The following is a 24,764-nucleotide window of genomic DNA, read 5'->3' as shown; positions in this document are numbered from 1 at the left end:
TTTGTGCGGCAGAAAAGGGTTTGCCTTTCTGCCGATTATGATATATTGCCTTTATTATGCCTCGGGATCGTATGTTCCGCCATCGTCTCCGCCGGAGGAAGCACCGCTGTCCTCTCCGCCGCCGGTGTAATCGCCGCCGGAGTAGTCGCCGCCGCTCTCCTCACCGGAGCCGCTGCCGTTGTCGCCGCCCGAGTAGTCATTGTTATCCGAATAATCGCCGTCCGAGCCGCTGTTGTCGTAGGATGGCTCATCGTAGCTGTAATCCGGTTCTTCGTAATAATCCTCGCTGTAATCGTACGAGCCGGAGGTGTCACCCCATACATTATCTTCCTCGCCCGAGCTTACATAGCCGCCCGAGTAAGTAGTGGTATCCGGTCCGCCGACAATGTCCAGCTTGGAGATCGACTCCTCGTAGGGGTTGAAATACTTGTTTACCAGTTCCAGCGTCTGGTCGTAATACGGGAAGAAGAACGAATACTGCACCGAGGTGCCCGCCGTGCTCATCTTGCCGTAGCCGGGCAGTGTAAAGAACTGAAGGCTGCTGTTGTCGATCTGCATGGCCTGCATGCCCATCCACAGCAGCTCGCCGGCGCTGAAGTCGGTCTTGACGTTCTTGAACACGGCCTCTGCGATCGAGCGGATCTTGGTCACATTCTTGATCTGCAGCACCTGACCTGCCAGCGCCTTGAGAAACTTCTGCTGATTCTCTACACGGCCTTCGTCGCCGTTGGTGTACTGTACGGTGTAATCGTTGTTGTGTCTCCAGCGCAGGAAGCCGACGGTCTGCTTGCCATCCAGATGCTGCTGGCCTTTTTTCAGGTCGATGTGCAGATTCTGCGACGGATCATCGTACTTCATATCGAACGGCACGTCATAATCCACGCCGCCGATCGCATCCACGATGGCTGCAATGCCGTCAAAGTTGACGATAACGTATTTATCCGGCCGGAAGCCCATCAGGCGCTCGATTTCCTTGCTCGTCTGCTCGATGTTGCCGCCCTTGCCGCCGGTATCCATGCCGTAGGCTGCGTTGATCTTCTTGCTCGCGCCGGTCGCCGTGTTGTTGCACATGGTGTCGCGCGGGATGTTCATGACGTTGATGGTCTTATCCTTGGTATCCATGGTTGCGACCATCAAAGCGTCTGTTCGTGTTTCGTCCTCATCAACTGCGCCGACCACGAACGTAAACACATCGTCAATGCGGGTGCCCGAGTTGAGCAGGCTGCTCACATCGACCTTATCGCCGTTTTCCTTGTCCTTGATCGTCGCCTGCGGCGAACGGACGAACCACACCGCTGCAGCTGCTGCGCACGCGAACAGCACCAGCACAACCGCCATAATGATGGCAATGCGCTTGCCCTTCTGTCTGGGTGTCAGCTTTTTTTTCTCCTTCGGAGCCTTTCCCTTTTTGCCGCCCGGCTTGGGCGCCGAGATCGGCTGGTGGTTTCCTTCCGGCTTGGGCGCTGCCTGCTGTGCGGGAGCCTGTGCCGGAGTGCTGTCTCCGTTGCGGTTTTTCCTGTCGCCGCTTCCTCCGAATAGTTTCAAACGATTCCTGCCTCCATTTTACTTGTCCCGCCAGCTGACACCCTGCCGGATCATATCATTATAAGCGGCAATGGTATCGCTGTGGATGAGTTTTCCGCGTGCGACCAGCTCGGTCAGCGTCTGGTCATAGCAGTAGAGCAGGGCACTGTCGATGTCGATCTGCGCCAGCTCACGCGCCTTGTCCACGCCGGGAAAATCACGAGTTTCTTCGATGTAATCCGCCAGATACAAGATCTTGTCAAGCAGCGTCATATGGTTCTTGCCGGTGGTGTGGCAGGCGATGGCATCGCAGATATCCTCGGGCATGTGGTATTCGGCCCGCGCGATGGCTGCCGCCGTCTTTCCGTGCAGCATTTTCGGCTCGCTTTTTTCGACGGTACAGGGTATTATACCGTATTTCCCGCATAAATTCAACTGTTCTTGCGGAGAAAGATATTTTGTTATGTCATGCAGAATGCCTGCAGTACCCGCTTTTTCCGGGTCCTCGCCGTACTTTTCTGCCAGCATGATCGCCGCACGCTCCACGCCGAGCGAGTGCTCATAGCGATAGCCCTGCAGTCTGGAAAGGATACTTTTACGCATTTCTTCATTACATAACATAACTTTTCCCGCCTTTCTCTGTATTTCTTGCCGCAAAACTGCAGCTTTGCCGACAAGGAGGAACGAGCCGCAGGCTGTTCCTAAACTACTGATTTTGAACAAGCTGCTGTATTTATCTGTCAAACCTGTATTTTACAGGCTTAATAGCCGTACAAATGCTTTTCTTCGATGTAATCCGCGACCGATTCCGGTGTATAGCATCGCAGTGCACCGCCCTGCCGCAGCTCGGTCGAGGAAATGGTCAGGCTGTCGCCCTGCACCAGCTCTACGGTTGCACCGAGCGAGTCCTTGAGCGCCGCCGCCTTTTCACGCAGCGCGTCCCAGTCCTCGTTTTCGCGGGCGCAGACAGCAAGCGAAGCCAGCCGCGCGATCTCGTCCGGCGCACGCCAGATTTTATCGAACGAGAGCAGCATATCCGTGCCGACGATCAGGTGCAGGTCGGTCTCGCCGCGTGCATGAAGCGCGCGGAGCGTGTCCACCGTGTAGCTTGCGCCGCCGCGGTCGATCTCGATGGTGTCCAACTGTGCCCACGGCATATCTGCCGTCAGGCGGCGCACCATTTCGCACCGGTCCTCTGCGGACGCGGTGTTCTCTGGCAGAGCCTTGTGCGGCGGAATATTGGTCGGAATGAACAGCACCCGATCTAAGTTCAGCGCACGGTGCGCGAGTTCCGCCGCGTGCAGATGTCCCAGATGCGGCGGATTGAACGTACCGCCGAGAATCCCTGTCCTCATTTTACCAGAACGATCTTGCGCTTGTCCTCATCGCTGGACTGGCGGTACAGCACAAACTTGGAGCCGATGCACTGTACAGCGTCCGCGCCGGTGGCCTCACAGAGCGCCTCGGATACCGTGCGCGGCGTCAGCATCGCACTCTCGAGCACCTTGCCCTTGACCAGTTCATGGGATTCGAGCAGCGCGTCCAGTTCGCGTTCTACCGCGTCGGTTACGCCTTCCTTGCCGATGATCAGCGTGACCGCCAGCGGGTTTGCCATTGCACGAAGCTGTGCGCGTTGTTTTGTGTTAAGCATAAATGTAAACTCCTGTAATTTTGTTATATTTTTTTCGTAGGGCGGGCTGCCCTACGGATTCGCTTATATTTTATCCTTTAAGACTTCTTTCAGCTTATTCAAAGCATTTGCCCGATGAGAGATTGTATTCTTGACCTCTGCGGGCAGTTCGCCGAAGGTACAGCCGTATTTCTCGACATAGAACAGCGGGTCATAGCCGAAGCCGCCTGCACCGTGGTTCTCGCGGAGCAGTTCTCCTTCACATTCACCGCGCACGGTGAGCGTTTCGCCGTCCGCAAGCACGCACGCGATCGCGCACACGAAACGGCAGGCGCGGTTTTCCTTATCCTGCATATTTTTCAGCAGGAAGGCATTGCGGTCCTCGTCCGTACCCTCGCAGTAGCGCGCGGAGTAGATACCGGGAGCGCCGTCCAGCGCATCCACGCACAGGCCGCTGTCGTCCGCGAGAGCGGGCAGACCGGTGAATGCTGCGGCGGATTTTGCCTTGATCATGGCGTTTTCCTCGAAGGTTTTGCCGTTTTCCTCGGGTTCGGGCGCACCCTCCGGCAGCGGAATGATTTCGATGCCGAGGCTGCTCACGATAGCGGACAGCTCTGCCAGCTTTTTCTTGTTATGGGAAGCAAGTACAAACTGCATTACAGACTTTCCCCCATCACCTTGGCCTGCTTGCGGCACAGCGTCAGGCAGCCGCGCTTGCCGAGTCCGAGCAGCTTGCGCAGCTCGGTATCCGTGAACGGACGGCCCTCGCCGGTGCCCTGCACCTCGATGAACTCACCCTTGCTCGTCATAACCACGTTGCAGTCCACGATGGCGTGGCTGTCCTCGGCGTAGTTGAGGTCGAGCACGGCTTCATCCTCAAAAATGCCGACCGAAACGGCTGCAACCTGTGCAGTGAGCGGCATCTTTTCGATCACGCCGTCGGCCAGCAGCTTTTTGCACGCAAGCCACAGTGCAACAAATCCGCCGGTGATGGACGCGCAGCGCGTGCCGCCGTCCGCCTGAATAACATCGCAGTCAATCGTGATCTGGCGCTCACCGAGTGCTTCGCGGTCAACGACCGCACGCAGCGCACGGCCGATCAGGCGCTGAATCTCGCTCGAGCGACCGTCCAGCTTGAGCGACTTGATATCGCGTTTTTTGCGGGTGCTGGTCGCACGCGGGAGCATCGCGTACTCGGCGGTTACCCAGCCGAGGCCCTTGCCCTCGAGGAACGGCGGTACCTTTTCCTCGACCGACGCGGTGCAGATGACCTTGGTGTTGCCCATCTCGACCAGCACCGAGCCTTCCGCGTACATCGTGTAATCAGTGGTAATCTTCACCGGACGCATTGCGCCCTTGGTTCTTCCGTCAGGTCTCTGCATTTTCATCCTCCTCGGTCTGTTCCTCATCGTTTTCTGCGTTTTCATGAACCGGCGGCAGGATGGCCTCCAGGAATGCCGCACGATCAAAGTCGATCAGATCGTCAATGCCCTCGCCAACGCCGACCAGCTTGACCGGCACGCCGAGTCCTGCCGAAATGGCGATCACGATGCCGCCCTTAGCGGTGCCGTCCAGCTTGGTGAGGATGATGCCGGTCAGCTCGGCAGCCTTGTTGAACTCCTCGGCCTGATGAACCGCATTCTGACCGGTGGTCGCGTCCAGCACGAGCAGCGTTTCGCGCGAAGCGTCCGGCAGCTCGCGGGAGATAACGCGATCGATCTTCGCCAGCTCGTTCATCAGGTTGGCCTTGTTGTGCAGACGGCCTGCCGTATCCACGATGATAATATCGCTGCCGCGTGCCTTGGCCGCCGAGATGGAGTCGAACACAACAGCTGCCGGGTCTGCGCCCTCGCCGTGGCGTACGATGTCCGCACCGGCGCGTTTAGCCCAGATTTCCAACTGGTCAGCAGCCGCCGCGCGGAAGGTATCCGCCGCCGACAGCATAACCTTTTTGCCCTCATTGACATAGCAGGCCGCCAGCTTGCCGATCGAGGTCGTCTTGCCGACACCGTTGACGCCGATCACCAGAATGACCGCTGGCTTGCCGTCCGTATTCAGCGGCTGGTTGTCGAGCATATTGTCGGTCAGCACCTCGCGGAGTAAATCGCGCAGTTCGTCCGCCGTGGTGGTCTTGCGCAGCTTGGCGCGCTTTTCGACCTCAGCGACGATCTTCGCCGCCGTGGACGCACCGACGTCCGACAGGATGAGTGCTTCTTCCAGCTCCTCGAGCAGATCATCATCCACCTTGACAAATGCCGCGAACACGCTGTCCAGCGAGTGGTTCACCGCATCCGATGTTTTCTTTAAGCCCTGCTTAATTTTATCAAAAAATCCCATGCTTATCTCCTTATGTTTATCTTGCAAATCAGGAATCAGTAATTATTTACCGTAGTAGTTGATACGCCAGTTCTCCCAGTCTGTGCGGTCAATCCGCTCACCCCAGAGAACATAGCCGCGCGCATGTCCCCAGTGCCGAAACTCAACCGGATGCCGTGCCGCATAGCCGTCTGTCGTAAGAGAGCCGTTCGGCAATCGTCTTTCCACATCCAGCCGGTACGGATATTTTTCGCTTCGCATATCCATTGCCGCAATTCTCCATTTTCCATTCTCAATTTTCCATTATTTAATGGTATTTTTGAGCCGTTTTTCCGCCTCAGCCAGATTGAGCATCAGCATTTTGGAGACGCCCTGCTCCTGCATGGTCACGCCGTAGAGCATATCTGCTTCTTCCATTGTACCACGTCTGTGGGTAATTACAATAAATTGTGTCGAATCTGTCAGGCGGCGAATGTATTTTGCAAACCGCTGCACGTTTACATCATCGAGCGCGGCTTCGATCTCATCAAGCACGCAAAACGGCGTAGGCCGCAGCTTGAGGATCGCAAAGTACAGCGCAATAGCGACAAACGCCTTTTCACCGCCCGAGAGCAGCGTAATCGTTTTCACCGCCTTGCCCGGTGGAGACACGCGGATGTCGATACCGCAGTTCAGGATATCCGAGGTATCGGCAAGCTGCAGTTCGGCGTGTCCGCCGCCGAAAATCTCGCGGAAGGTATCGCGGAAGTACACATTCAGCTTGGCGAACTCAGACGCGAAAATCTCCTTCATGCTGACGGTCAGCTGGTCGATGACCTTGCGCAGATCGGTCTGCGCGGTCTCGAGGTCGTCCTTCTGCTCCCGCAGGAAGCTGTACCGCTCCTGCACACGCTGAAATTCGTCCACCGCATCCAGATTGACGTTGCCAAGCGCCCGCATTTTCACGCGCAGCTCCTGCACGCGGCCGCGCGTTTCACCGAGGTTTTCAATCGGTTTGGCAATCTCTGCCGCCGGTGTGGGTGTCAGCTCGTAGCTTTCCCACATTTTATCCAGAATCTGTGTTTCCTCGGTTTTCAGCTGTCCGGCGCGATTTTCCAGTCGGGCGGTCTCGCGTTCGAGTTCAAGGATTTCCTCGTTGCGGCTCTGTGCCGCCTTTTCCAGACGGACCCGTTCGCCCTCGGTCTGTTCGCGCCTGCCGGTCTGCCGCGCAAGCTGTTCGCTGAGCAGCCGGGCGGTTGTGTCGCGTCCGTGCTTGGCTGCGCGGACTTGGGTGAGTTCATCGGTCAGGCGTGCGATTTTCGCCGCAAAGCCTGCAATCGTCTGCTCCGCACCGGACACGCCCGCGTCGAGGTCGGCCTTGAGCCGCTCAAGTTCCGCGAGTGCGCGTGCTTCGCTGTCCTGCGCCGTGCGCGTCTCCGCGAGCGCGGTCTGCGCGGCTGTGATGCGCGAAGCCGTCTGCGCCAGCTGTTCCGCGGCGGCGTTCACTGCCATACGGTGCTCGGTGCAGACCTGCTCGGCAGCTGCAAGCGCCTGCTCTGCGGCAGACCGGCGCTCCGTGCAGGCGGCAAGTGTCTGTTCATACTTCTGCTGTGTCGCTGTGAAGTTAGTCTGTTCAGAAATCAGGCTGTCATACCGTTTCTGTAGGCTTTCCAACAGGAATTTATGCTGTTTTACCGAAGCAGCAAGTCCGGCTCTCTCCTGCTCCGCGTGCCGGCGGTCGGTTTCGATGGTCTGCGCCTGCCCGGCAAGCGATTCCAGTTCCTGCCTTGCATCCTGCTCGGTCTGTGCCAGCGTTTTGCGCTCCTGCTCGAGTGCGCGCACGCGCTCCTCGGCGGCGTGCAGGCGTTCCGCCCGCGCCAGTGCGCCGGTGCCGCGGGAGGCCGAGCCGCCTGTCATGGCGCCGCCTGCCTGCAGGATTTGTCCGTCTAAGGTGACAATGCGAAACCGGTGTCCGTACGCCTTTGCCAGCGCAAGCGCGGTGTCCATATTCTCCGAAATGACCGTGCGCGCCAGCAGATTGCACACAATATTCTTGTATTTTTCATTAAATCTGACGAGAGCATCCGCGGTGCCGAAGCAGCCGTTCTGCCGTTCCAGGCCGGTCTCCCGCAGGCTGTTTGCCCGAATGGTATCCAGCGGCAGGAAGGTCGCGCGGCCGCCGTCCGTGCGCTTGAGGTACGAAATGCACTGCTTGCCCACGCTCGTGCTGTCCACCACGATGGAGGACGCTGACGCACCGAGTGCAGTGTCGATTGCCGTCACGAACCGCTTTTCGGTCGTGATGAGCGCGGAAACCGGGCCGTGCACGCCGTTCATCGCACCCTTTTCGGCCTGCCGCATGACGGCTTTCACCGACCGAGAGAAGCCCTCGTACTCGTGCTGCATGTCGGTCAGCATTTTTACACGGCTCTGCATTTCGCTCAGCGAGGACTGCGCTGCTCGCAGGTCGTTCTGCGCCTGCTCGGCCTTTCGGCGGCAGGTTTCCGCCTGAGCGGCTGCCGTCTGCGCCTGCTTTGCCGTTTCGGCAAGCGTTTGCTCGCACGCGGTCAGTTCCCGCTCGAGATTGTCCTGTGCCTGCTTTTCGGTATCCAGCTGCTGTGCCGCTGCTGCGATTTCGGAATCCAGTGTCATTTTGCGGTCGTTCATGCCCGCCAGACCGCTCTCGGCGGCTGTTCGGTCGAGTTCGAGCGCGTGCAGCGTGCGCTCCTGCCTGCGCTGCGCCTGCTCGGCCTGCCGAAGTGCCTGCTCGGCCTGTGTGCGCTGCTGCTCCTGCTCGGCAGACTGTTTTCGGAGTGCATCCAGTTCAGCCGACTGTGCCTTCTCCTGCTCATTCAGCGCAGAAATACGCTCGCGCCGTTCGGCAAGCTGCGCATCCATGCTCTGCACCTGCTCGGCACGGTGTGCGCTCTCCTGCCGTGTGCGCTCGATATTCTCCTCGCAGTTGCGGATGTTCGCCTGAATAACCGCCTCACGGCTGATCTGCTCGGCGGCAAACTGCTCGGCTTCGCGCAGTTCGTTCCGCAGACGTTCGGTTTCCCTGTCAATTTCGCGCAGTGACTCGGCCAGCTGCTCGGACTGCGCATACAGCGTTTCCTGCTGCTGTTTTGCATCCGCAAGCTGCTTTTCGCAGGTTGTCCGGTCTTTATTCAGCTTGGCAGTGTCATTCTTGAGCTGCTCGAGCGACAGCAGCCACAGCGAGACCTCAAGCACGCGCAGCTCATCCCGCAGATGCAGAAACCTTTTCGCCTTGCCAGCCTGCTGCTCGAGCGGCTCGAGCCGGTTTTCCAGTTCACCGTACAGGTCGCGGATACGCACCAGATTTTCCTCGGTGGCTGACAGTCTGCGCTCGGCTTCCTCCTTACGGTAGCGGAACTTGGTGATGCCTGCGGCTTCCTCGAAGATTTCGCGCCGGTCCTCGCTCTTGAAGGACAAAATCTCGTCAATGCGGCCCTGTCCGATGCTGGAATAGCCGTCGCGGCCCAGACCGGTATCCATAAACAGCTCGTGCACGTCCTTGAGGCGGCAGTGCTTTTTGTTGAGGAAATACTCGCTCTCACCCGAGCGGTAGTACCGGCGCGTGACCATAATTTCGGTAAATTCCGAGCGGAACACATGCGCCGAATTGTCCAGAATGAGCGAAACCTCGGCAAAGCCGACCGGACCGCGCTTGGCTGTGCCGCCGAAGATCACATCCTCCATCTTCGCGCCGCGCAGAGACCGCGAGGACTGCTCCCCCAGAACCCACCGGATGGCATCCGAAATATTCGATTTTCCCGAGCCGTTCGGACCGACGATCGCCGTAATGCCGCCGAGAAATTTGATCTCGGTGCGATCCGGGAACGACTTGAAGCCCTGTAAAATCAGGCTTTTGAGAACCATATGCCACCTCTTTATTATAGATAGTTTTATTTTACCACTGCGGCAGTATCTTTTCAACGGCTAACTGCGTCACGCAGAAAAAAGAGGTCGATTTCTCGACCTCTTTGCAGTCTGTCGAAAAAGCTGCATTTCGACTCTTTTGCTTCGTGCGGCAGCACGCATAAAATAGAATTTGCGGAGCAAATTCATAAATTCCGAGAGCATGGTCCAGACCACCCTCTCTTGCCGCTATGCGGCAATTCACCTTGTGTACCTCGGAATTTATACAAGGGAAGAAAAAATGTGCCTGCAAGGCGCGGTTTTTCTTCGAAATTCGATCGAAAGCGTGGTTTCGATCGAGAGGCTGCTCGGAAAACGTTAGTTCTTCGACAGCCTCAAAAGAGGTCGATTTCTCGACCTCTTTGCCGTTTATCTTTATTGCGGTTTGACGATAAGCGTCAGCATCCCATATTTTCCAAAGCCTTCTTCGCCGCCATCTGCTCGGCTTCCTTTTTGCTCTTGCCGATGCCTTGCGCGAACACATTGGAGTTGAGCAGCAGCTCCATGGTGAACCGCTTGTCGTGGTCCGGGCCGGACTGCCCTGCCAGACGGTATTCCAGCGTTTCCTGCTTGTTCTTCTGTACGATCTCCTGCAGCATGGTCTTGTAGTCCTTGAACGCGCCGCCTGCCAGCGCAACCTCGACCTTATGCGGGATAAACCGCAGCACGAACGCGCGGGCAGGCTCGATGCCGCCGTCCATAAAGATGGCGCCGAGCAGAGCCTCTGTTGCGTCAGCGAGAATGGACGCACGCTTGCGTCCGCCGCCCATCTCCTCACCGTGCCCCAGACGGATGGCTTCGGGGATACCGATCTCGTGCGCGATCTCATCCAGTGCGCCCTCGCAGACGACTGCCGCGCGCAGCTTGGTCAAATCACCCTCCGGCAGATCGGGATAGTGTGTGAACAGGTAACCCGCCGTGACAAAGCCCAGCACAGAATCGCCCAGAAACTCCAGACGTTCGTTGCACTGCAGGTGCGTGCCATGATGCTCATTCGCGTAGGACGAATGCGTCATCGCCAACTGGAGCAGGCTTTCATCCTTGAATTTATAGTCAATTTTCAGCATTTTTGTTCCTTCTTCCTGTGGATCACTCGGAAACCGTCATGTACTGAATGTTTTCCTTTACCGCATCGATCATGCCGGACTTAGTGTACGCAATCGCCTGACGGACCGCGTTCATCACCGCGATCTCGTTAGACGAGCCGTGCGCCTTGATGACCGGCTTTGCGATGCCGAGGAACGGCGCGCCGCCGATCTTGTCCTGATTGAACACCTCGCGGAAGTCGTCCATGCCTTTTTTGCACAGCAGATAGCCGAGCTTGGTGCCGACAGACGCCATAAACACGCCCTTGATCTCTTTCGACATGAACTTGGCCACGCCCTCGATGGTCTTGAGCTGCACATTGCCGGTAAAGCCGTCGCAGACGGCAACATCGCACGCACCGAGCGGCACCATGCTGCCCTCCACGTTGCCGACAAAATTCAGACGGCCCTCGTCGCCCGCCTTTTTCAGCAGCGCGTAAGCCTCCTTGCGGAGCGGATCACCCTTGGTATCCTCCGTGCCGTTGTTGACAAGGCCGACACGCGGCTTGACGACACCGTTTATCTTCTCCGCATACAGCGAAGCAAGGAACGCGAACTGGAGCAGCATTTCGGCGGTGCATTCGGTGTTTGCACCCGCATCGCACAGCATGACCTGACCGTTCGCGCATGGCATAACGGGCGCGAGCGCACCGCGGCGGATGCCCTTGATGCGGCCGCCGTACAACGTCGCACCGGTGAGCAGTGCGCCGGTGTTGCCCGCGGAAACAAGCGCGTCGCCCTCCCCTGCCTTGAGCAGTTTGAACGCTACCGCCATGGACGAATCCGGCTTGCGGCGGAGTACCGTTGCGGGATCGTCATGCATATCGACCAGATCGTTTGCAGGCATGATGGTGATGCCCTTGACATCGGAAAGTCCCTTCTCCTTGAGGACATTCGCTACGACCTCCGGCTTGCCGACCAGCAGCACTTCCTCGCCGTATTCCTTCGCAGCCAGCGCACCGCCCCATACAGCGGATTCGGGTGCGTTATCGCCGCCCATCGCATCAACGATGATCCTCATATTAAAGCTCTCCCTTCAGTTTTTCGATCTGCTCGAGCGCCCGCTCGGAGATTTTGGTATTCTTCTCCCGCTTGCCCTTGATTTTATAGCCGAGCGGCTCGATAATGCCGAAGTTTACGTTCATCGGCTGGAATTTCGCCACCGTGTGGTCGGAAATATAGGTCGCCAGTGCGCCGGTGGCGGTCAGACGGTCGAGTGTCGGCATCGGTTTGCCGAGCACATCCATCGCGGTTGCCACGCCCGCCACCCAGCCGGAGGCGGTGGACTCCACATAGCCTTCTACGCCGGTCATCTGGCCCGCAAAGCGGATGCGCGGGTCGGATTTGAGCGCGTAAGTCGCGTCCAGCAGGCGCGGAGAATCCAGGAACGTGTTGCGGTGCATGACACCGTAGCGCACGAACTCAGCGTTACGGAGCGCCGGAATCATGGAGAACACGCGCTTCTGCTCACCGAATTTCAGGTGGGTCTGGCAGCCGACCAGATTGTACAGCGTACCGTTCGCGTTGTCGCGGCGCAGCTGGAGCACGGCATACGGGTCCTTGCCGGTTTTCGGGTCCGGCAGTCCGATGGGCTTCAAAATGCCGAAGCGCAGCGTGTCAAAGCCGCGACGCGCGTTGACCTCGATGGGCATACAGCCCTCGAATACCTTGGAATCCTCAAAGCCGTGTACCGGTGCTTCCTCAGCGGTGGTCAGCGCGTTCCAGAATGCCTCGTACTCCTCGCGGGAGAACGGGCAGTTGATATAATCCGCCGTGCCCTTGCCGTAGCGGGAAGCCTCGTAGGCGGAATCCATATCGATGCTCTCAGCCGTGACAATCGGCGCGGCGGCATCGTAAAAGTGCAGGAAATCGCCGCCGACCTTGGCGTGGATGGCGTCAAACAGCGTATCCGAGGTCAGCGGGCCTGAGGCGATTACGACTCTGCCCTCCGGAATCTCGGTCACTTCACCGTAGACCACCTCGATATTCGGGTGGTTCTTGATCTTCTCGGTGACGGCTGCCGCGAAGGCTTCGCGGTCAACCGCCAGTGCGCCGCCTGCCTCAACGCGATGTGCATCCGCACAGGAAAGGATAAGGCTGTCCAGACGGCGCAGCTCCTCCTTGAGCAGACCGGCGGCGTTCGCCAGCTCATCCGAGCGCAGCGAGTTGGAGCACACCAGCTCGGCGAAATCGTCCGAGTGGTGCGCAGGCGTGTGCTGCACCGGCTTCATCTCACACAGGCGCACGGAGATACCGCGCTGTGCCAGCTGCCATGCAGCCTCACAGCCGGCCAGTCCCGCGCCGACTACTGTTACCATTTCACTCATTCGGCGCTCTCCTTTGCCGTGGTCTTTTTCTTGGCGGCAGGCTTTTTCGCTGCTGCTTTCTTCTCAGCGGCTTTTTTCGCCTTTTCAGCCGCCTTTTCTGCTTCATACTTTGCCAGAGCCTTGGCGTACTGCTCCTGCTGCTTGGCAGTCAGCTCCTGTACAGCCTCGTCCTTCAGCTTTTTGAATTTATTGGTGGTCTTGGTCATCCACGGCAGGGTTTTCTTCGCGGTGGATTTCTTGACAGCCGCCTTTTTCGTTGCCTTCTTGACCTTTTCCTCGGTCTCGCCGTTCTTCTCGGCGGCTTCCTTTGCGGCAGCACGTTCCGCAGCCTTGGCGGCACGCGCTTCGCGCATCTTGCGGCGCTTTTCGGTTTCCTCAGGCGGCAGGCCCTCCTTGACCAGCTCCTTGTAGCCGCAGCCCTCACGCAGGCAAACGTCCGTGACCTCCTTGGAATCGCGGTCGGTGTGGCGGAACAGCGAGGAATCGCAGTTCGGACACTTGGTCTTGAGCGGCTTGTCCCACGTCATGAACTGGCAGGTCGGATAGGTGTCGCACGAGTAGTACACATAGCCGCGTGCGGACTTTTTCTTCACGACCTTTGCGCCGCAAACCGGGCACGCAGCGCCGGTGTCCTCGGTGATGGGCTTGGTGTTGGTGCACTCCGGGAAACCCGGGCACGCAAGGAATTTGCCGAACCGGCCGGACTTGATGACCATGTTGCGTCCGCATTTCTCGCAGATAACGTCGGTCACCTCGTCCTGAATCTTGATGCGCTTGCCCTCCAGATCGATCTCCGCCTGCTTGAGCGCGGCTTCAAAGCCGTCATAGAAGTTGTGCAGCAGCTGGATATAGTTCAGCTTGCCCGCTTCGACCTCGTCCAGCTCGTGCTCCATGTTGGCGGTGAACTCGTAATCGGCAACCGACTTGAACTCGTCAACCAGCAGGCCGGTAACGCCTTCGCCGAGCGGCGTCGGACGGAGCGCCTTGTTCTCCTTGGTGACGTAATCGCGGTCGATGATGGTCGAGATAGTCGGCGCATAGGTGGACGGCCGGCCGATGCCGCGCTCCTCCATCGCACGGATGAGCGATGCCTCGGTGTAGCGAGCCGGCGGCTGCGTAAAGTGCTGGGACGGCTCGATCTTCTCGGCAGTCAGCTTGTCGCCCTGATCGAAGCGCGGCAGCGGCTTTCCTGCGGAATCCTGCTTTTTCTCGTCGTCCGTGCCTTCCTCGTAAACCGCAGTAAAACCCGGGAACGCGACCGTATGACCGGATGCGCGGAACACCTGACCCTCGCAGACGATATCGGCGGAAACCGTATCGAGAATGGCGTCTGCCATCTGGCAGGCCACAAAACGCGACCAGATCAGGCGATACAGCTTGAACTGATCGGGCGTCAGGTACTTGCGGATCTCCTCGGGCAGCAGCTGCACGTTGGACGGACGAATGGCTTCGTGCGCGTCCTGCGCGTTGCCCTTGGTCTTGAACACGCGCGGCTTACCCGGATAATATTCCTCGCCGTAGCGGCCGCGAATGAAGCCCGCAGCGGCAGCGGTGGCCTCGTCCGCCAGGCGGAGCGAGTCGGTACGCATGTAGGTGATAAGACCGGTCAGACCGTATTCACCGAGTTCAATACCTTCGTACAGCTCCTGCGCGATGCTCATCGTGCGGCGCGGCGTCATATTCAGCTTGCGGCTGGCTTCCTGCTGCAGCGTCGAGGTGATGAACGGAGGTGCAGCGGTGCGCTTTTTCTTGCCGCGCTTGATATTGCCGACGGTGAACGGCTTGCCGGTAACAGCGTTGACAACATGCATCGCCTGCTCTTCGTTTTTCAGCTCGGCCTTGCCGTTCGCATCGCCGTAGTAGCGCGCGGTGAACTGACCGCCGTCCGCGGTCTGCAGCAGAGCCTCGATCGACCAGTATTCCTCCGGCACGAATGCGCGGATTTCGTTCTCACGGTCCACGACCAGACGGGTTGCAACGCTCTGCACACGGCCTGCGGACAGACCGCGCTTGACCTTGCGCCACAGGAACGGCGATAGCTGATAGCCAACGATTCGGTCGAGAATGCGGCGTGCCTGCTGTGCATTTACCAGATCGATATCAATATCGCGCGGGTTCTCGATGCCCGAGCGGACCGCCTGCTTGGTGATCTCGTTAAAGGTCACGCGGCGGGAATTTTTGTCCTTGAGCTTGAACAGCTCCTTGATGTGCCACGAAATCGCCTCTCCCTCGCGGTCAGGGTCAGTTGCGAGATAGACGAAATCGCTCTTGCGGATTTCGCTGCGGATTTCCTTGATGATTTTATCTTTACCCTCGATCGGCACATATTCCGGCTGGAAATCGTGCTCGATATCGATGCTCATTTTCTTTTTCGGCAGATCGCGCAGATGTCCCATCGAAGCCTTGACGACATAGTCCGAACCGAGATATTTTCCGATCGTCTTTGCCTTGGCCGGGGACTCCACGATGACTAACTTAGACATAAAAACCTCCAAAAACTTACTTCGATTGCAGCCACGCTTGCAATCGAAAGGCCATACCGAACTCTGTTCGGATATGGCCAAGGCTGCGAAAAGTTCCTCCTTCGTCGAAACTTTTCTCCGCACTTGTATAAAAAGGGTGATACACAAGGTGAATTGCCGCGTAGCGGCAAGAGAAGGTGGTCTGGACCATGCTCCCCCTTTTTATGAATTTCCTGTGGAAATTCTATTGAATACACGCCTTACGACGTGATTGCTGCGTGTTTTCTTTTTTCTCTCACTTTTACCATGTGCCAAGGATAAGTCTGCCCTTTTCGCGGCGCAGTATCCCATCCATTTCCAGCATAGTGACAAGGCTCATCACCCGCGGTGCTGCCAGACCGCAGCGGTCGATCAGCTCCTCGGGCGTACTCACACCGTCCCGCACGAGCGTGACGATGGTCTTTTCATCCTCATTTAAGCCGTCCGGCAGCGGTTTTGCAGCCGCAGACGGCTGTTTGGGTTCGGCCTTCGCCTTTTCTGCAGCAGCGGCGCGGCGCTGTTCGGCCTGCTGCTCGCGCCTGCGAATGTCCTCCCACGCGCTCCGTGCCGCCGGTTCCGGATACTCGCCGGTCTGGCGCCGGAACGCCTGCTGTACCGCCTGCTCGGGCATCATGCCGCTGTACTCGCGCACGAGCACGGTCGGACTGGTCAGCAGCGCAGCCTCGCCCTTGGCGATCAGCTCATTGCACGACTGCGACTGAGGCGCGTCGATCGGACCGGGCACGGCGTACACATCGCGTCCCTGATCAAGCGCGTGACGCGCGGTAATAAGCGCACCCGAACGCCAGTCGCTCGCCTCCACGATGACGGACGCGACCGACAGACCGCTGATGATGCGGTTGCGCTGATGGTAATTGCGTCCGTGCGGCTCGGTGCCGGGCGGATATTCGCTGATGATAGCCCCCATGAGCAGGATATCGCCCATCAGGCTGCGGTGCTGCGGCGGATAACACACATCGGGACCGCCCGCCAGCACGGCGACCGTCAAGCCGCCCGCCTTCAGCGCACCGCGGTGTGCCGCGCCGTCATTGCCGAGCGCCATGCCGCTGACGGTTATCATGCCCGTCCGGGCAAGCGTTGTGCCGATCTGATCGGCGACTTTCAGGCCATACGGCGTCGCCTTGCGCGTGCCGACAACGGCTACGGCGGGAACACTGTCGAAATCCGGCCAGCGTCCGCGCACATACAGCACGGTCGGCGGGTCCGGGATCGCCCGCAGGCGGTCCGGATAAGCGCTGTCGCCAATGGTAATGATCTGGATATTCTTTTCCGTGCAGGAGCGGATGACCTGCTCGGCTTCGGACGTATCCTTGTCGCACAGCAGATCGACATGGGTCTTGCGCAGCTCACACGGCGCAGCTGTCAGTGCCTGCCGGTCGGCAGCGAACACCGCCTCCGGAGAGCCGAAGGCATCGAGTACCTCGGCGGCTGTACGCGAGCCGAGTCCGCGCTTGAGCGAAAGCCAAACATAGCTGAGTCTTGACGGCATAGTGCCCGCCTCCTCATTTTGTCATTTCGTAGATCACGATGGCCGCGGCAACACCTGCATTGAGCGATTCGGCACGGCCCTTCATAGGAATGATCACGCGCTTATCGGACAGACGGAGCGCCTGCTCGGTCACACCCTTTCCCTCACTGCCGATGATAACGGCGGCTTTGGAAAGCGACACCGAGGAAAGCGGCACGCTGTCCTCATGCAGCGCGGTGGCGTACAGCGGCAGACCGTTCCGGTGCAGCCGTTCGGCGGCCTCTGCAAGCGGCAGCGTCACGCACGGCAGACGGAACACTGCACCCATGGTCGAGCGCACGACCTTGGGTGAAAACGGATCGGCGCAGCCCTCGCACAACACAACGGCGCCGAGCGCGAACGCTTCGGCGGTGCGTAAGATCGTGCCAAGGTTGCCCGGGTCCTGTAAGCCGTCCAGCAGGAGCACCTGCCCGGCTCCGTCCAGCGCGTCCGCCGTCCACTGCGGCTGTGAGCAGGAGAAGATGACGTTCTGCGGCGTTTCCACCTCGCTTGCGAGTTTGAACAGCGCATCCGGTGCAGAATAGAGCGATGCTCCCTGCTCTTCCGCCTCTTTGACGAGCGGACTGTCCCAGCCGTCTCTCACAAGCACGGTTTTCAGCTTCGCGCCCGAACGCAGTGCTTCTCCCAGCATTTTTTCGCCCTCGCACAGCATTTCCCCCGTGCTCCGGCGGTATTTTCGTTCCCGTCCCAGCCGCGCAAGGTGCTTGAGCGCGGCATTCTGACGGCTCTGTATCTCAATCAACCCAGTTCCACCACCCTGCTCACAAATTTATTTTCGCCCATGATAAACAGAAGATCATCCGGCTCGATGGCCCTATCCGGCTTAGGACTTGCATCCAGTGCACCCTGTTCACCATGACGGACGGCGAGCACATTCACTTTATGCTTCTGCCGCACGTCAAGCTGCACCAGCGATTTGCCGACCCAGCTTTTCGGCGCGTGTATCTCCAGAATGCTGTATTCGTCCGACACGCCGATAAAATCCACCACGTTGGTATGTGCCAGGCGCTGTGCCAGCTTGCAGCCCATTTCGCTCTCCGGCAGGACAACACGGTCCGCACCGACGCGCTCGAGCACCTTGGCATGCACATTGCTTCTTGCTTTGGCAATGATGTATTGCGCGCCCAGATCCTTGAGCATGACTGTGATGAGGATGCTCGCCTCCATATCCGTACCTACCGCAACAATACAGCAGTCGAAGTTGCGCACGCCGATGGCCCCCAGCACGGCTTCGTCCTGCGCGTCGCCCTGCATGACCTGCGTCACATCCTCCGCGATGCGCTGCACGCTCTCGGCGTTCTCGTCGATGGCAAAAACCTCCTGACCGAGCTCGGTCAGCTCCTGCGCAACAGCGGTACCGAATCGGCCCATGCCGATTACCAGAAAGGATTTCATATCTGTCTCTCCTTTGGATAACTGCTTAATCTACTTCACTATAAAGGCATCATCACGTAAAGCGCCGCTGCTTTAATCGTGCGATGTTGCCTCAACCAATAAACACATCTGCGTCCGGGTATTTGAGCCTTGCCGGCTCTCTGCGGCGCATGAAAACGGCAACGCCGAGCGTCAGCACACCGACACGGCCCATATACATCATCACGATCAGAATGACGCGCGAAGCCGCCGCCAACGTCGGTGTCAGACCCATGGACACACCGACCGTGCCGAACGCAGAGACCGCTTCAAACAGGCACTGGTGAAACGGTGCGTCCTCGATTCCGGCGATCGCACAGGCGCCGACCAGACAGAGCACGCCGCCTGCCATGAGCAGGGTTACGGCGTTCATGATGCTGCGCGGCGCAATCGTCCGGCCGAACGCCGAAACCGTTGTACGCCCGCAGAAGGCGCTGATGGCCGTGAGCACGAGCACGGCCGCCGTCACGGTCTTGATGCCGCCTGCTGTTGAGCCGGGCGATCCGCCGATGAACATGAGCAGGCACGACACCGCCTGACTCGGGCCGGTAAGCGCGCCGAGGTCGATGGTGTTGAAGCCTGCCGTGCGCAGGGTCACGGACTCAAACGCCGCCGCAAGCAGCTTGTGCGGAGTATCAAACGCACCGAGCGTTGCCGGATTGCTCCACTCGAACAGCAGCGTCCAGCCGAAGCCGAACAGCAGCAGTCCTGCCGTAGCCGTCAGCACGATTTTCGTGTGCAGGCGCAGGCGGCGGAAACTGTGCTTGTCCCACACGTCGCTCCACACGAAAAAGCCGAGACCGCCGAGCACGATGAGCGCCATCACCGTAATGTTCACGAGCGGATCCTCCGCCCAGCCGATGAGCGACTGAAACGGATCGTCCGGTGTGCCCATCAGGTCAAAGCCTGCGTTGCAGAATGCCGAAACCGCGTGGAACACGCCCATTGTGATTCCCTTCGGGAAACCGTAATGCGGCACGAACCGGCAGGACAGCAGAACCGCTCCCGTCCCTTCGATGATGAACGTGCCGAACAGCACGCGCCGTGTCAGACGGACAATGCCGCCGCCGTCCGACAGATTAAGCCCCGCGCTCATCACCATGCGCTCGTGCAGCGTGATCGTTCGCCGCAGGACAAACGACGCAATAGCCGCGACGGACATAAAGCCGAGTCCGCCGATCTGAATCAGCAGCAGGATGACGCACTTGCCGAATACCGACCAGTGCACCGCCGTGCTGACCGTGACGAGTCCGGTAACACAGCTCGCCGAGGCTGCTGTAAACAGCGCGTCGAGAAACGGCGTTATCTGTCCGTCTGCCGCCGAAACCGGCAGCATCAGCACCAGCGCACCCACCAGAATCGTCAGCGCAAAGCCGACGGCAAGCACCGTCGGCGCCCGCAGTCCCAGATGCCGCTTATGCACCATAAAAATCTGCGTCTGCACGATAAATCCCCTCCTTTAACGATGCTGCAGTATGATATACCGAAAGCCTGAACGCACCGTTCAGGCTTAGGCTGTCGGCGAAACTATAGTTTCGCCGACAAGCAGGAACGGACCGTGAGCCGTTCCAAAGTCGTCCGAAAGTTCCAATACAGAAACTTTCTCCCTCCAGAAGTCAAAAAAGTCAGGTACTCGCCCCGACTTTTTTGCATTTGCAAAGCAAATGCTATTTTACACGCGCTGTCGCGCGAATTGGCTGAAGCTGCATGAATATTGACCTTTTCGACAAACCGAGCCTGACCATACCGTTCGGGCTTCAAACAGGCATACATTATATAATAGTATAACATCGAATTTTTGACTGTTCAATATAATCTTATACCCGAAATTTTTCGATAAGTCAAGCGATTTGCGGAATTTTTCCACGCAAGAATAAGCAAGTGCTCTCTGATTTCCAACAGATCAGAGAGCCCGGAGGGAGCTGCCGCCGGCAAATACTCCAACAATCCGGCAGACAGAAGTTTATTCCACAGTTCAAACGCATCTACACATGTCCCTTTTCACGGTGCGAGGGAACCGCATTGAACTGTAAAATAACACAGGTAACAAATAGTACGTTTTTTTGCGTACCCATCCAGTATAACACCATATCCTGCACAGTCAATAGTTATTTTTTTGCCCAAAGCCTGCTATTCCTTACAGCAAATGAGCCCTCCGGCACAGGTGGCTGCCGGAAGGCTCAGGAGAAAGATTAAGATGCTACCAGATTCGGGAGGAAATATACAATCTGCGGGAATACCGTTACCAGAATTACCACTGCGATGATAATCAGGATGAACGGGATAACGCCGCGGTAGATTTCCTGTATTTTGACCGACGGCGGCACAATGCCCTTGATGTAGAACAGTGCAAAGCCGAACGGCGGCGTCATGAAGCAGGTCTGCAGCATAACAGCTGTAACTGCGACGATCCACAGGCGGTCAAAGCCGAACATATCCATAATCGGCAGGAAGATCGGGAACACGATCATAACGATGCCCAGCCAGTCGAGGAACATGCCCATAACGAATACGATCGCCATCATGATTGCGAACGCGCCCCACTTGCCGATGCCAACGCTCGAAATCCAGGTTGCAATCAGCTGGTCGCCATCGAGCGACATGAAGATGCCGGTGAAGGCAGACGCGCCGAACAGGATGATAAATACCATCGCAGAGGTCTTTGCGGTGTCGATCAGCGAATCGTACAGCATTTTGAAGCTGAACTGCTTGTAGAAAATTGCGAGAATAAGCGAGAACAGTGCGCCTACGCCTGCTGCCTCGGTCGGAGTTGCCCAGCCGGTGAAGATGGAACCGAGCACGCCGACGATCAGGATGACCGGCGGGATCAGGTTGACGAGCGAACCGGTGATGCGCTCACTCAGCGGCATGGCAGCCAGCTCTTCAGTGGTCATCGCCGGACCGTAATCCGGGTGGATATGGCAGATGACGAACACATAAATCATGTAGAACAGCGACAGGACAAGACCCGGAACGATGGCGGCGAAGAAAATCTTGCCGACCGATACATTCGCATAGGAGCCCATCGAAACCAGCATGATGGACGGCGGGATCAGGATGCCGAGCGAACCGCCCGCACACACCATGCCGCACGCGAGAGACGGCTTATAGCCGCACTTCAGCAGCACCGGTACGGACAGCATGCCCATGGTAACAACGGATGCGCCGACGATACCGGTCGTGGCAGCGAACACGGTGGAAACCACGATCACTGCCAGACCGAGACCGCCCTTCAGAGGACCAAGCAGGTAGCGGATAGAGAGGAACAGCCCATCCGCAACCTTGGAATGTGTCAAAAAGTTTGCCATCAGCACGAACATCGGGATGGCGACCATGGAATAGCTTTGCATCTGGTCGTACACCTTGGTCATGGCAATGGTGATGCCCGGGCCGCCCCAGGCGAGATAGCCGATAATAACACCGGCGCCGCCGAGGACGAACGCAAGCTCCTGACCGGTCGCAAGACCGATGATCATGATAAGGAACAGTACGCCAAGCAGGATCGCGCTGAGCTGTGTTGCGCTCACGCCGGACTGCGTGACAAGATTGGTCAGCATTTCCATCATGCAGCGTCGCCTCCCTTCGTATCATCCGTGCCGGAAACGGCTTCACCGATGCCGTGCACGCACTTGAGCATCTCGGAAATGCCCTGCAGTGCGAGCAGCGTCATACCGACGAACAGCGCCAGCTTGACCGGCCATGCCGGCGGCGCCCATACCGAGTAACCGCGCTCACCCGCGGTATACGAGCGAAGGAAAAATCCAAAGCTCTCGGGCACGAGCACGAATACGAACGGAACAAAGAACACCAGATAGGTAATCAGGTGCAGAATATTCTGCGCAAGCGGTTTGAGCCGTGCATACAGCACATCGACTGCAACAAAGGCCTTCTTCTGGAAGCCGTAGGCGCAGACCATGATAATGTAGCAGCCGAAGGTCATGCAGATGACGTCCATCGTCCAGATCTGCGGACTGTGGAACAAACGGCGCAGCACAACTTCGGTAACAATGACCGCGAGAATGCCAAGAACGGCGAAGGAAGCAATCCTGCCGATCCAGTCATTGACGAGGTCGATCACATCGCAGATGCGTTTGATCACTTTCATATATTACACCTCATCTTCTGAGGCTCCGTGCTCTCAAAAGAGAGCACGGAACACTCTGTCGGTCACTTTTCGGATTCATCGTAGTTGAAGCCCCAGCCGTAGTCACCGAGCATTGCACGGTAGGTATCGGCATGTTCACGGTAATCCTGCATAGAACTGTATACCATGTTGAAGTTTTCATTCTTCGCAGCTTCTTCCTCGTAAACCTGACGGCAGGTCTCACGGATGGTGTTCCAGTCGTCCTGGTTCATCTTGGTGACGATGCAGCCGTCCTCCTCGAGCATCTTCTTGGTGGAATCGAAATCCATCCACAGGTAGCGGGACAGCTGCTCGGAGGTACAGATCTCAGCCGCCATCTGGATGGCGTTCTGGTACTCCTCGGGGAGCTGATTCCATGCATCCTTGTTGATCATAACGCCGTTGACGCCGCCGGACTGATACCATGCAGGCGAGCACCAGTACTTGGCAACCTCCTGCAATTTCAGCGAATCATCCGAGCACGGCGTGGAGAACTCGCCGCCGTCGATAACGCCGCGCTGCAGGGACTCATAAAGCTCGCTTGCCGCAACGGTGGTGATGTTGATGCCCAGCTTTTCCGCTGCACGGCCGGCCATAACGCCGCCGAGGCGGATCTTCATGCTCTGCATGTCCTTGATAGAAGTGATCGGCTTGGTCGAACGGATACCGGACTCTGCGTGGTTGATCATGATCGGGAAATACGTCATGTTGTACTTGCCGTACATATCCTGATAGCACTTCAGGCCGCCGCCCTGGGTGATCCAGATGTAGTAGTCCATGCCGGTGAAGTTATCCATTGTAGTGGAGAGCAGCTCAAAAGCGGTATCCTTGCCGCTCCAGTAGCCGCCCCAGTCACCGCCGCACTGGATGGTGCCGTTCTGGACGTAATCGAACAGCTGGTTTGCCGCACAAAGCGATCCCTCCGGATAGTTGGTGATGGTGAAGCGTCCGTCGGTCAGCTGGCTGACCAGCTCGGAGAAGCGCTCGTCACAGGTGAAGTGAATGTTGCCGTCACCCCAGGTGGAACCCATCTTCCAGGTGATGACCGGCAGATCACTGCTGCCGCCTGCAACTGCATTGGCGTTTGCCGCATCCATCATGCCGCTGTCCGCGGCATTGCCGCAGCCGGACAAACCAAGGGTTGCCGCACCGACTGCACCGCAAAGCAGACCTGCCATCAATCTTTTGATTTTCATCTTTTTAGCCTCCTTGTTCGTTTTCCTCTATCGAAAACGCCGTTTTGCGGACGTTTGCGAACAAACTGGTCATGCACAAGGAGGAGTTCTTGCTAATCGCTGTCGGCCAGTGCCTGTACGGCCTGCACGACCTCCTTCTGCGCATCGGAAAGGTGTTCGTAAATCGGCTGCACCGCTGCACGGAACTTTTCGGCCTGCTCCTCATCGAGCAGCGCCATGTAGCAGCCGCTGCGGGATGCATGCAGCATTGCTCGAACCTCTGCGCTCTGCCAGTGGTCGCGCTGCCACGAAGCCGCCTCAGCGGCACACCGCTCAATGATGGTCTGCTCCTCCTGTGAGAACGTTTCCCACGTTTCCGAGGACGCGACCAGCACATCCGCGTTGTAGGAATGTCGGTCGTACGTCCAGTACGGTGCAAGCTGATAGTAGCCGCTGTCCACATAGGTAGGAAGCGTGCTCTCGGCGCCGTCAATCCGGTCGGTGCGGAGCGCGAGCGCGATCTCATCCGGCGGCAGCGTCACAGCCTCGGCGCCCCACATCGGAATGACCTGCTTCATCTGCGAGGAATCCTCGGTGCCGAGCCGCAGGTCCTTCATGTCATCGAGTGAGGTGATCGCCTTTCCGGTCGTGAAAAAGCACCGGTAACCGGCGTAAAAATAGCTTAAACCGGTAAGGCCCTTGTCCTTGAGCGAGGCCATCACCTGCTGACCGACTGCGCCGTCCAGCACCCGGAACAGGTGCTTGTCCGAGGTGTACTCGTACGGCAGCTGCAGCGCCGCAAGCTGCGGTGCATACGCTGCGGCAGACGAGATTGGCGTGCGTACAAAATCAATCCCGCCGTACACGCACTGTTCAAGTGCGGATGCATCGGTGCCAAGCTCGTTATCAAAGCTCGGCAGAATTTGTATCGCGCCGTCCGTTTCCCTGCGCACCTGATCACAGAAGCGCTGACACGCCTGATTGGCGAGGTAGTTTTCGCTCTGCCCGCTGGCAAGGCGGTAATAGCGGATATGCGGCTCGTCCGTGCCGCCGGTACATGCACAGAGCATGAGCAGCAGCCATCCGGCGATCACACACCGAAAGCGTTTATTCATCTTTCCATCTCCTATTATATAGGGTGACCAGTTTCGGCAACATCGTAAATACTTGCGGTAGACAGGTAAAATCACAGCGTACTGAAAA

The 24,764-nt window shown here is 58.1% G+C and carries 21 protein-coding genes; all 21 read right to left on the bottom strand.

Annotated elements, in window-relative coordinates; all coding sequences use genetic code 11:
* Nucleotides 1-54: 54 nt before the first annotated feature.
* On the bottom strand, nt 55-1,545 hold the full coding sequence (locus PGS25_RS03185; RefSeq protein ID WP_270417696.1) for an LCP family protein: 1,491 nt from the start codon (nt 1,543-1,545) through the stop codon (nt 55-57).
* Nucleotides 1,546-1,563: 18 nt separating this feature from the next.
* Entirely contained in the window at nt 1,564-2,145 is a 582-nt protein-coding gene (gene yqeK / locus PGS25_RS03180) for a bis(5'-nucleosyl)-tetraphosphatase (symmetrical) YqeK (protein ID WP_110436452.1), read from the bottom strand.
* A 140-nt stretch (nt 2,146-2,285) separates the two neighbouring features.
* A complete protein-coding gene (nadD, locus tag PGS25_RS03175; RefSeq protein WP_270383786.1) occupies nt 2,286-2,879 on the bottom strand; it encodes a nicotinate (nicotinamide) nucleotide adenylyltransferase in 594 nt (197 codons plus the stop codon).
* Nucleotides 2,876-3,175, bottom strand: a complete 300-nt coding sequence (locus PGS25_RS03170; protein WP_110436450.1) for a YhbY family RNA-binding protein — start codon at nt 3,173-3,175, stop codon at nt 2,876-2,878. The genes nadD and PGS25_RS03170 overlap by 4 nt, the downstream gene beginning before the upstream one ends.
* A gap of 63 nt (nt 3,176-3,238) precedes the next feature.
* Nucleotides 3,239-3,811 carry an RdgB/HAM1 family non-canonical purine NTP pyrophosphatase gene (gene rdgB, locus PGS25_RS03165; RefSeq protein WP_270417695.1) on the bottom strand — a complete coding sequence of 191 codons (573 nt, stop codon included), beginning with the start codon at nt 3,809-3,811 and terminating at the stop codon, nt 3,239-3,241.
* On the bottom strand, nt 3,811-4,536 hold the full coding sequence (rph, locus tag PGS25_RS03160) for a ribonuclease PH (RefSeq protein ID WP_118480377.1): 726 nt from the start codon (nt 4,534-4,536) through the stop codon (nt 3,811-3,813). Before rph ends, rdgB begins: the two co-directional genes overlap by 1 nt.
* Nucleotides 4,523-5,491, bottom strand: a complete 969-nt coding sequence (gene ftsY / locus PGS25_RS03155) for a signal recognition particle-docking protein FtsY (RefSeq protein ID WP_270417694.1) — start codon at nt 5,489-5,491, stop codon at nt 4,523-4,525. Before ftsY ends, rph begins: the two co-directional genes overlap by 14 nt.
* A 42-nt stretch (nt 5,492-5,533) precedes the next feature.
* The gene (locus tag PGS25_RS03150; protein WP_110436446.1) at nt 5,534-5,737 is read right to left on the bottom strand and encodes a hypothetical protein; all 204 of its coding nucleotides are present in this window, start codon (nt 5,735-5,737) and stop codon (nt 5,534-5,536) included.
* A gap of 36 nt (nt 5,738-5,773) precedes the next feature.
* Nucleotides 5,774-9,349, bottom strand: a complete 3,576-nt coding sequence (gene smc / locus PGS25_RS03145) for a chromosome segregation protein SMC (protein WP_270417693.1) — start codon at nt 9,347-9,349, stop codon at nt 5,774-5,776.
* A 437-nt stretch (nt 9,350-9,786) separates the two neighbouring features.
* Entirely contained in the window at nt 9,787-10,455 is a 669-nt protein-coding gene (gene rnc, locus PGS25_RS03140; protein WP_119189992.1) for a ribonuclease III, read from the bottom strand.
* Nucleotides 10,456-10,477: 22 nt separating this feature from the next.
* Nucleotides 10,478-11,494, bottom strand: a complete 1,017-nt coding sequence (plsX, locus tag PGS25_RS03135; protein ID WP_117489291.1) for a phosphate acyltransferase PlsX — start codon at nt 11,492-11,494, stop codon at nt 10,478-10,480.
* A gap of 1 nt (nt 11,495) precedes the next feature.
* Entirely contained in the window at nt 11,496-12,800 is a 1,305-nt protein-coding gene (gene trmFO, locus PGS25_RS03130; RefSeq protein WP_270417692.1) for a methylenetetrahydrofolate--tRNA-(uracil(54)-C(5))-methyltransferase (FADH(2)-oxidizing) TrmFO, read from the bottom strand.
* Complete coding sequence (gene topA, locus PGS25_RS03125) at nt 12,797-15,283, bottom strand: type I DNA topoisomerase (protein WP_270417691.1); 2,487 nt, start codon at nt 15,281-15,283, stop codon at nt 12,797-12,799. The genes trmFO and topA overlap by 4 nt, the downstream gene beginning before the upstream one ends.
* A gap of 280 nt (nt 15,284-15,563) precedes the next feature.
* On the bottom strand, nt 15,564-16,811 hold the full coding sequence (gene dprA / locus PGS25_RS03120; RefSeq protein ID WP_270417690.1) for a DNA-processing protein DprA: 1,248 nt from the start codon (nt 16,809-16,811) through the stop codon (nt 15,564-15,566).
* 13 nt (nt 16,812-16,824) lie between these two features.
* Entirely contained in the window at nt 16,825-17,592 is a 768-nt protein-coding gene (locus tag PGS25_RS03115; protein ID WP_118760375.1) for a TrmH family RNA methyltransferase, read from the bottom strand.
* The gene (locus tag PGS25_RS03110) at nt 17,589-18,245 is read right to left on the bottom strand and encodes a potassium channel family protein (RefSeq protein WP_118760374.1); all 657 of its coding nucleotides are present in this window, start codon (nt 18,243-18,245) and stop codon (nt 17,589-17,591) included. Before PGS25_RS03110 ends, PGS25_RS03115 begins: the two co-directional genes overlap by 4 nt.
* Before the next feature lie 91 nt (nt 18,246-18,336).
* Nucleotides 18,337-19,707 carry a TrkH family potassium uptake protein gene (locus PGS25_RS03105; protein ID WP_270417689.1) on the bottom strand — a complete coding sequence of 457 codons (1,371 nt, stop codon included), beginning with the start codon at nt 19,705-19,707 and terminating at the stop codon, nt 18,337-18,339.
* Nucleotides 19,708-20,455: 748 nt separating this feature from the next.
* Nucleotides 20,456-21,829, bottom strand: a complete 1,374-nt coding sequence (locus PGS25_RS03100; protein ID WP_270417688.1) for a TRAP transporter large permease — start codon at nt 21,827-21,829, stop codon at nt 20,456-20,458.
* Nucleotides 21,826-22,368 (bottom strand): TRAP transporter small permease subunit, encoded by a 543-nt coding sequence (locus PGS25_RS03095; protein WP_270383810.1) that lies wholly within the window; start codon nt 22,366-22,368, stop codon nt 21,826-21,828. Before PGS25_RS03095 ends, PGS25_RS03100 begins: the two co-directional genes overlap by 4 nt.
* A 62-nt stretch (nt 22,369-22,430) precedes the next feature.
* Entirely contained in the window at nt 22,431-23,582 is a 1,152-nt protein-coding gene (locus PGS25_RS03090) for a TRAP transporter substrate-binding protein (RefSeq protein ID WP_270383814.1), read from the bottom strand.
* Between the two features lie 92 nt (nt 23,583-23,674).
* On the bottom strand, nt 23,675-24,676 hold the full coding sequence (dctP, locus tag PGS25_RS03085; protein ID WP_270417687.1) for a TRAP transporter substrate-binding protein DctP: 1,002 nt from the start codon (nt 24,674-24,676) through the stop codon (nt 23,675-23,677).
* Nucleotides 24,677-24,764: the final 88 nt, after the last annotated feature.

Source organism: Butyricicoccus sp. AM78-15b2TA (genome assembly GCF_027665985.1).
GTDB classification, from domain to species: domain Bacteria; phylum Bacillota; class Clostridia; order Oscillospirales; family Butyricicoccaceae; genus Agathobaculum; species Agathobaculum butyriciproducens.
Note: the sequence above shows the minus strand (reverse complement) of the source record. Positions and strands in the feature narration are given on the sequence as shown.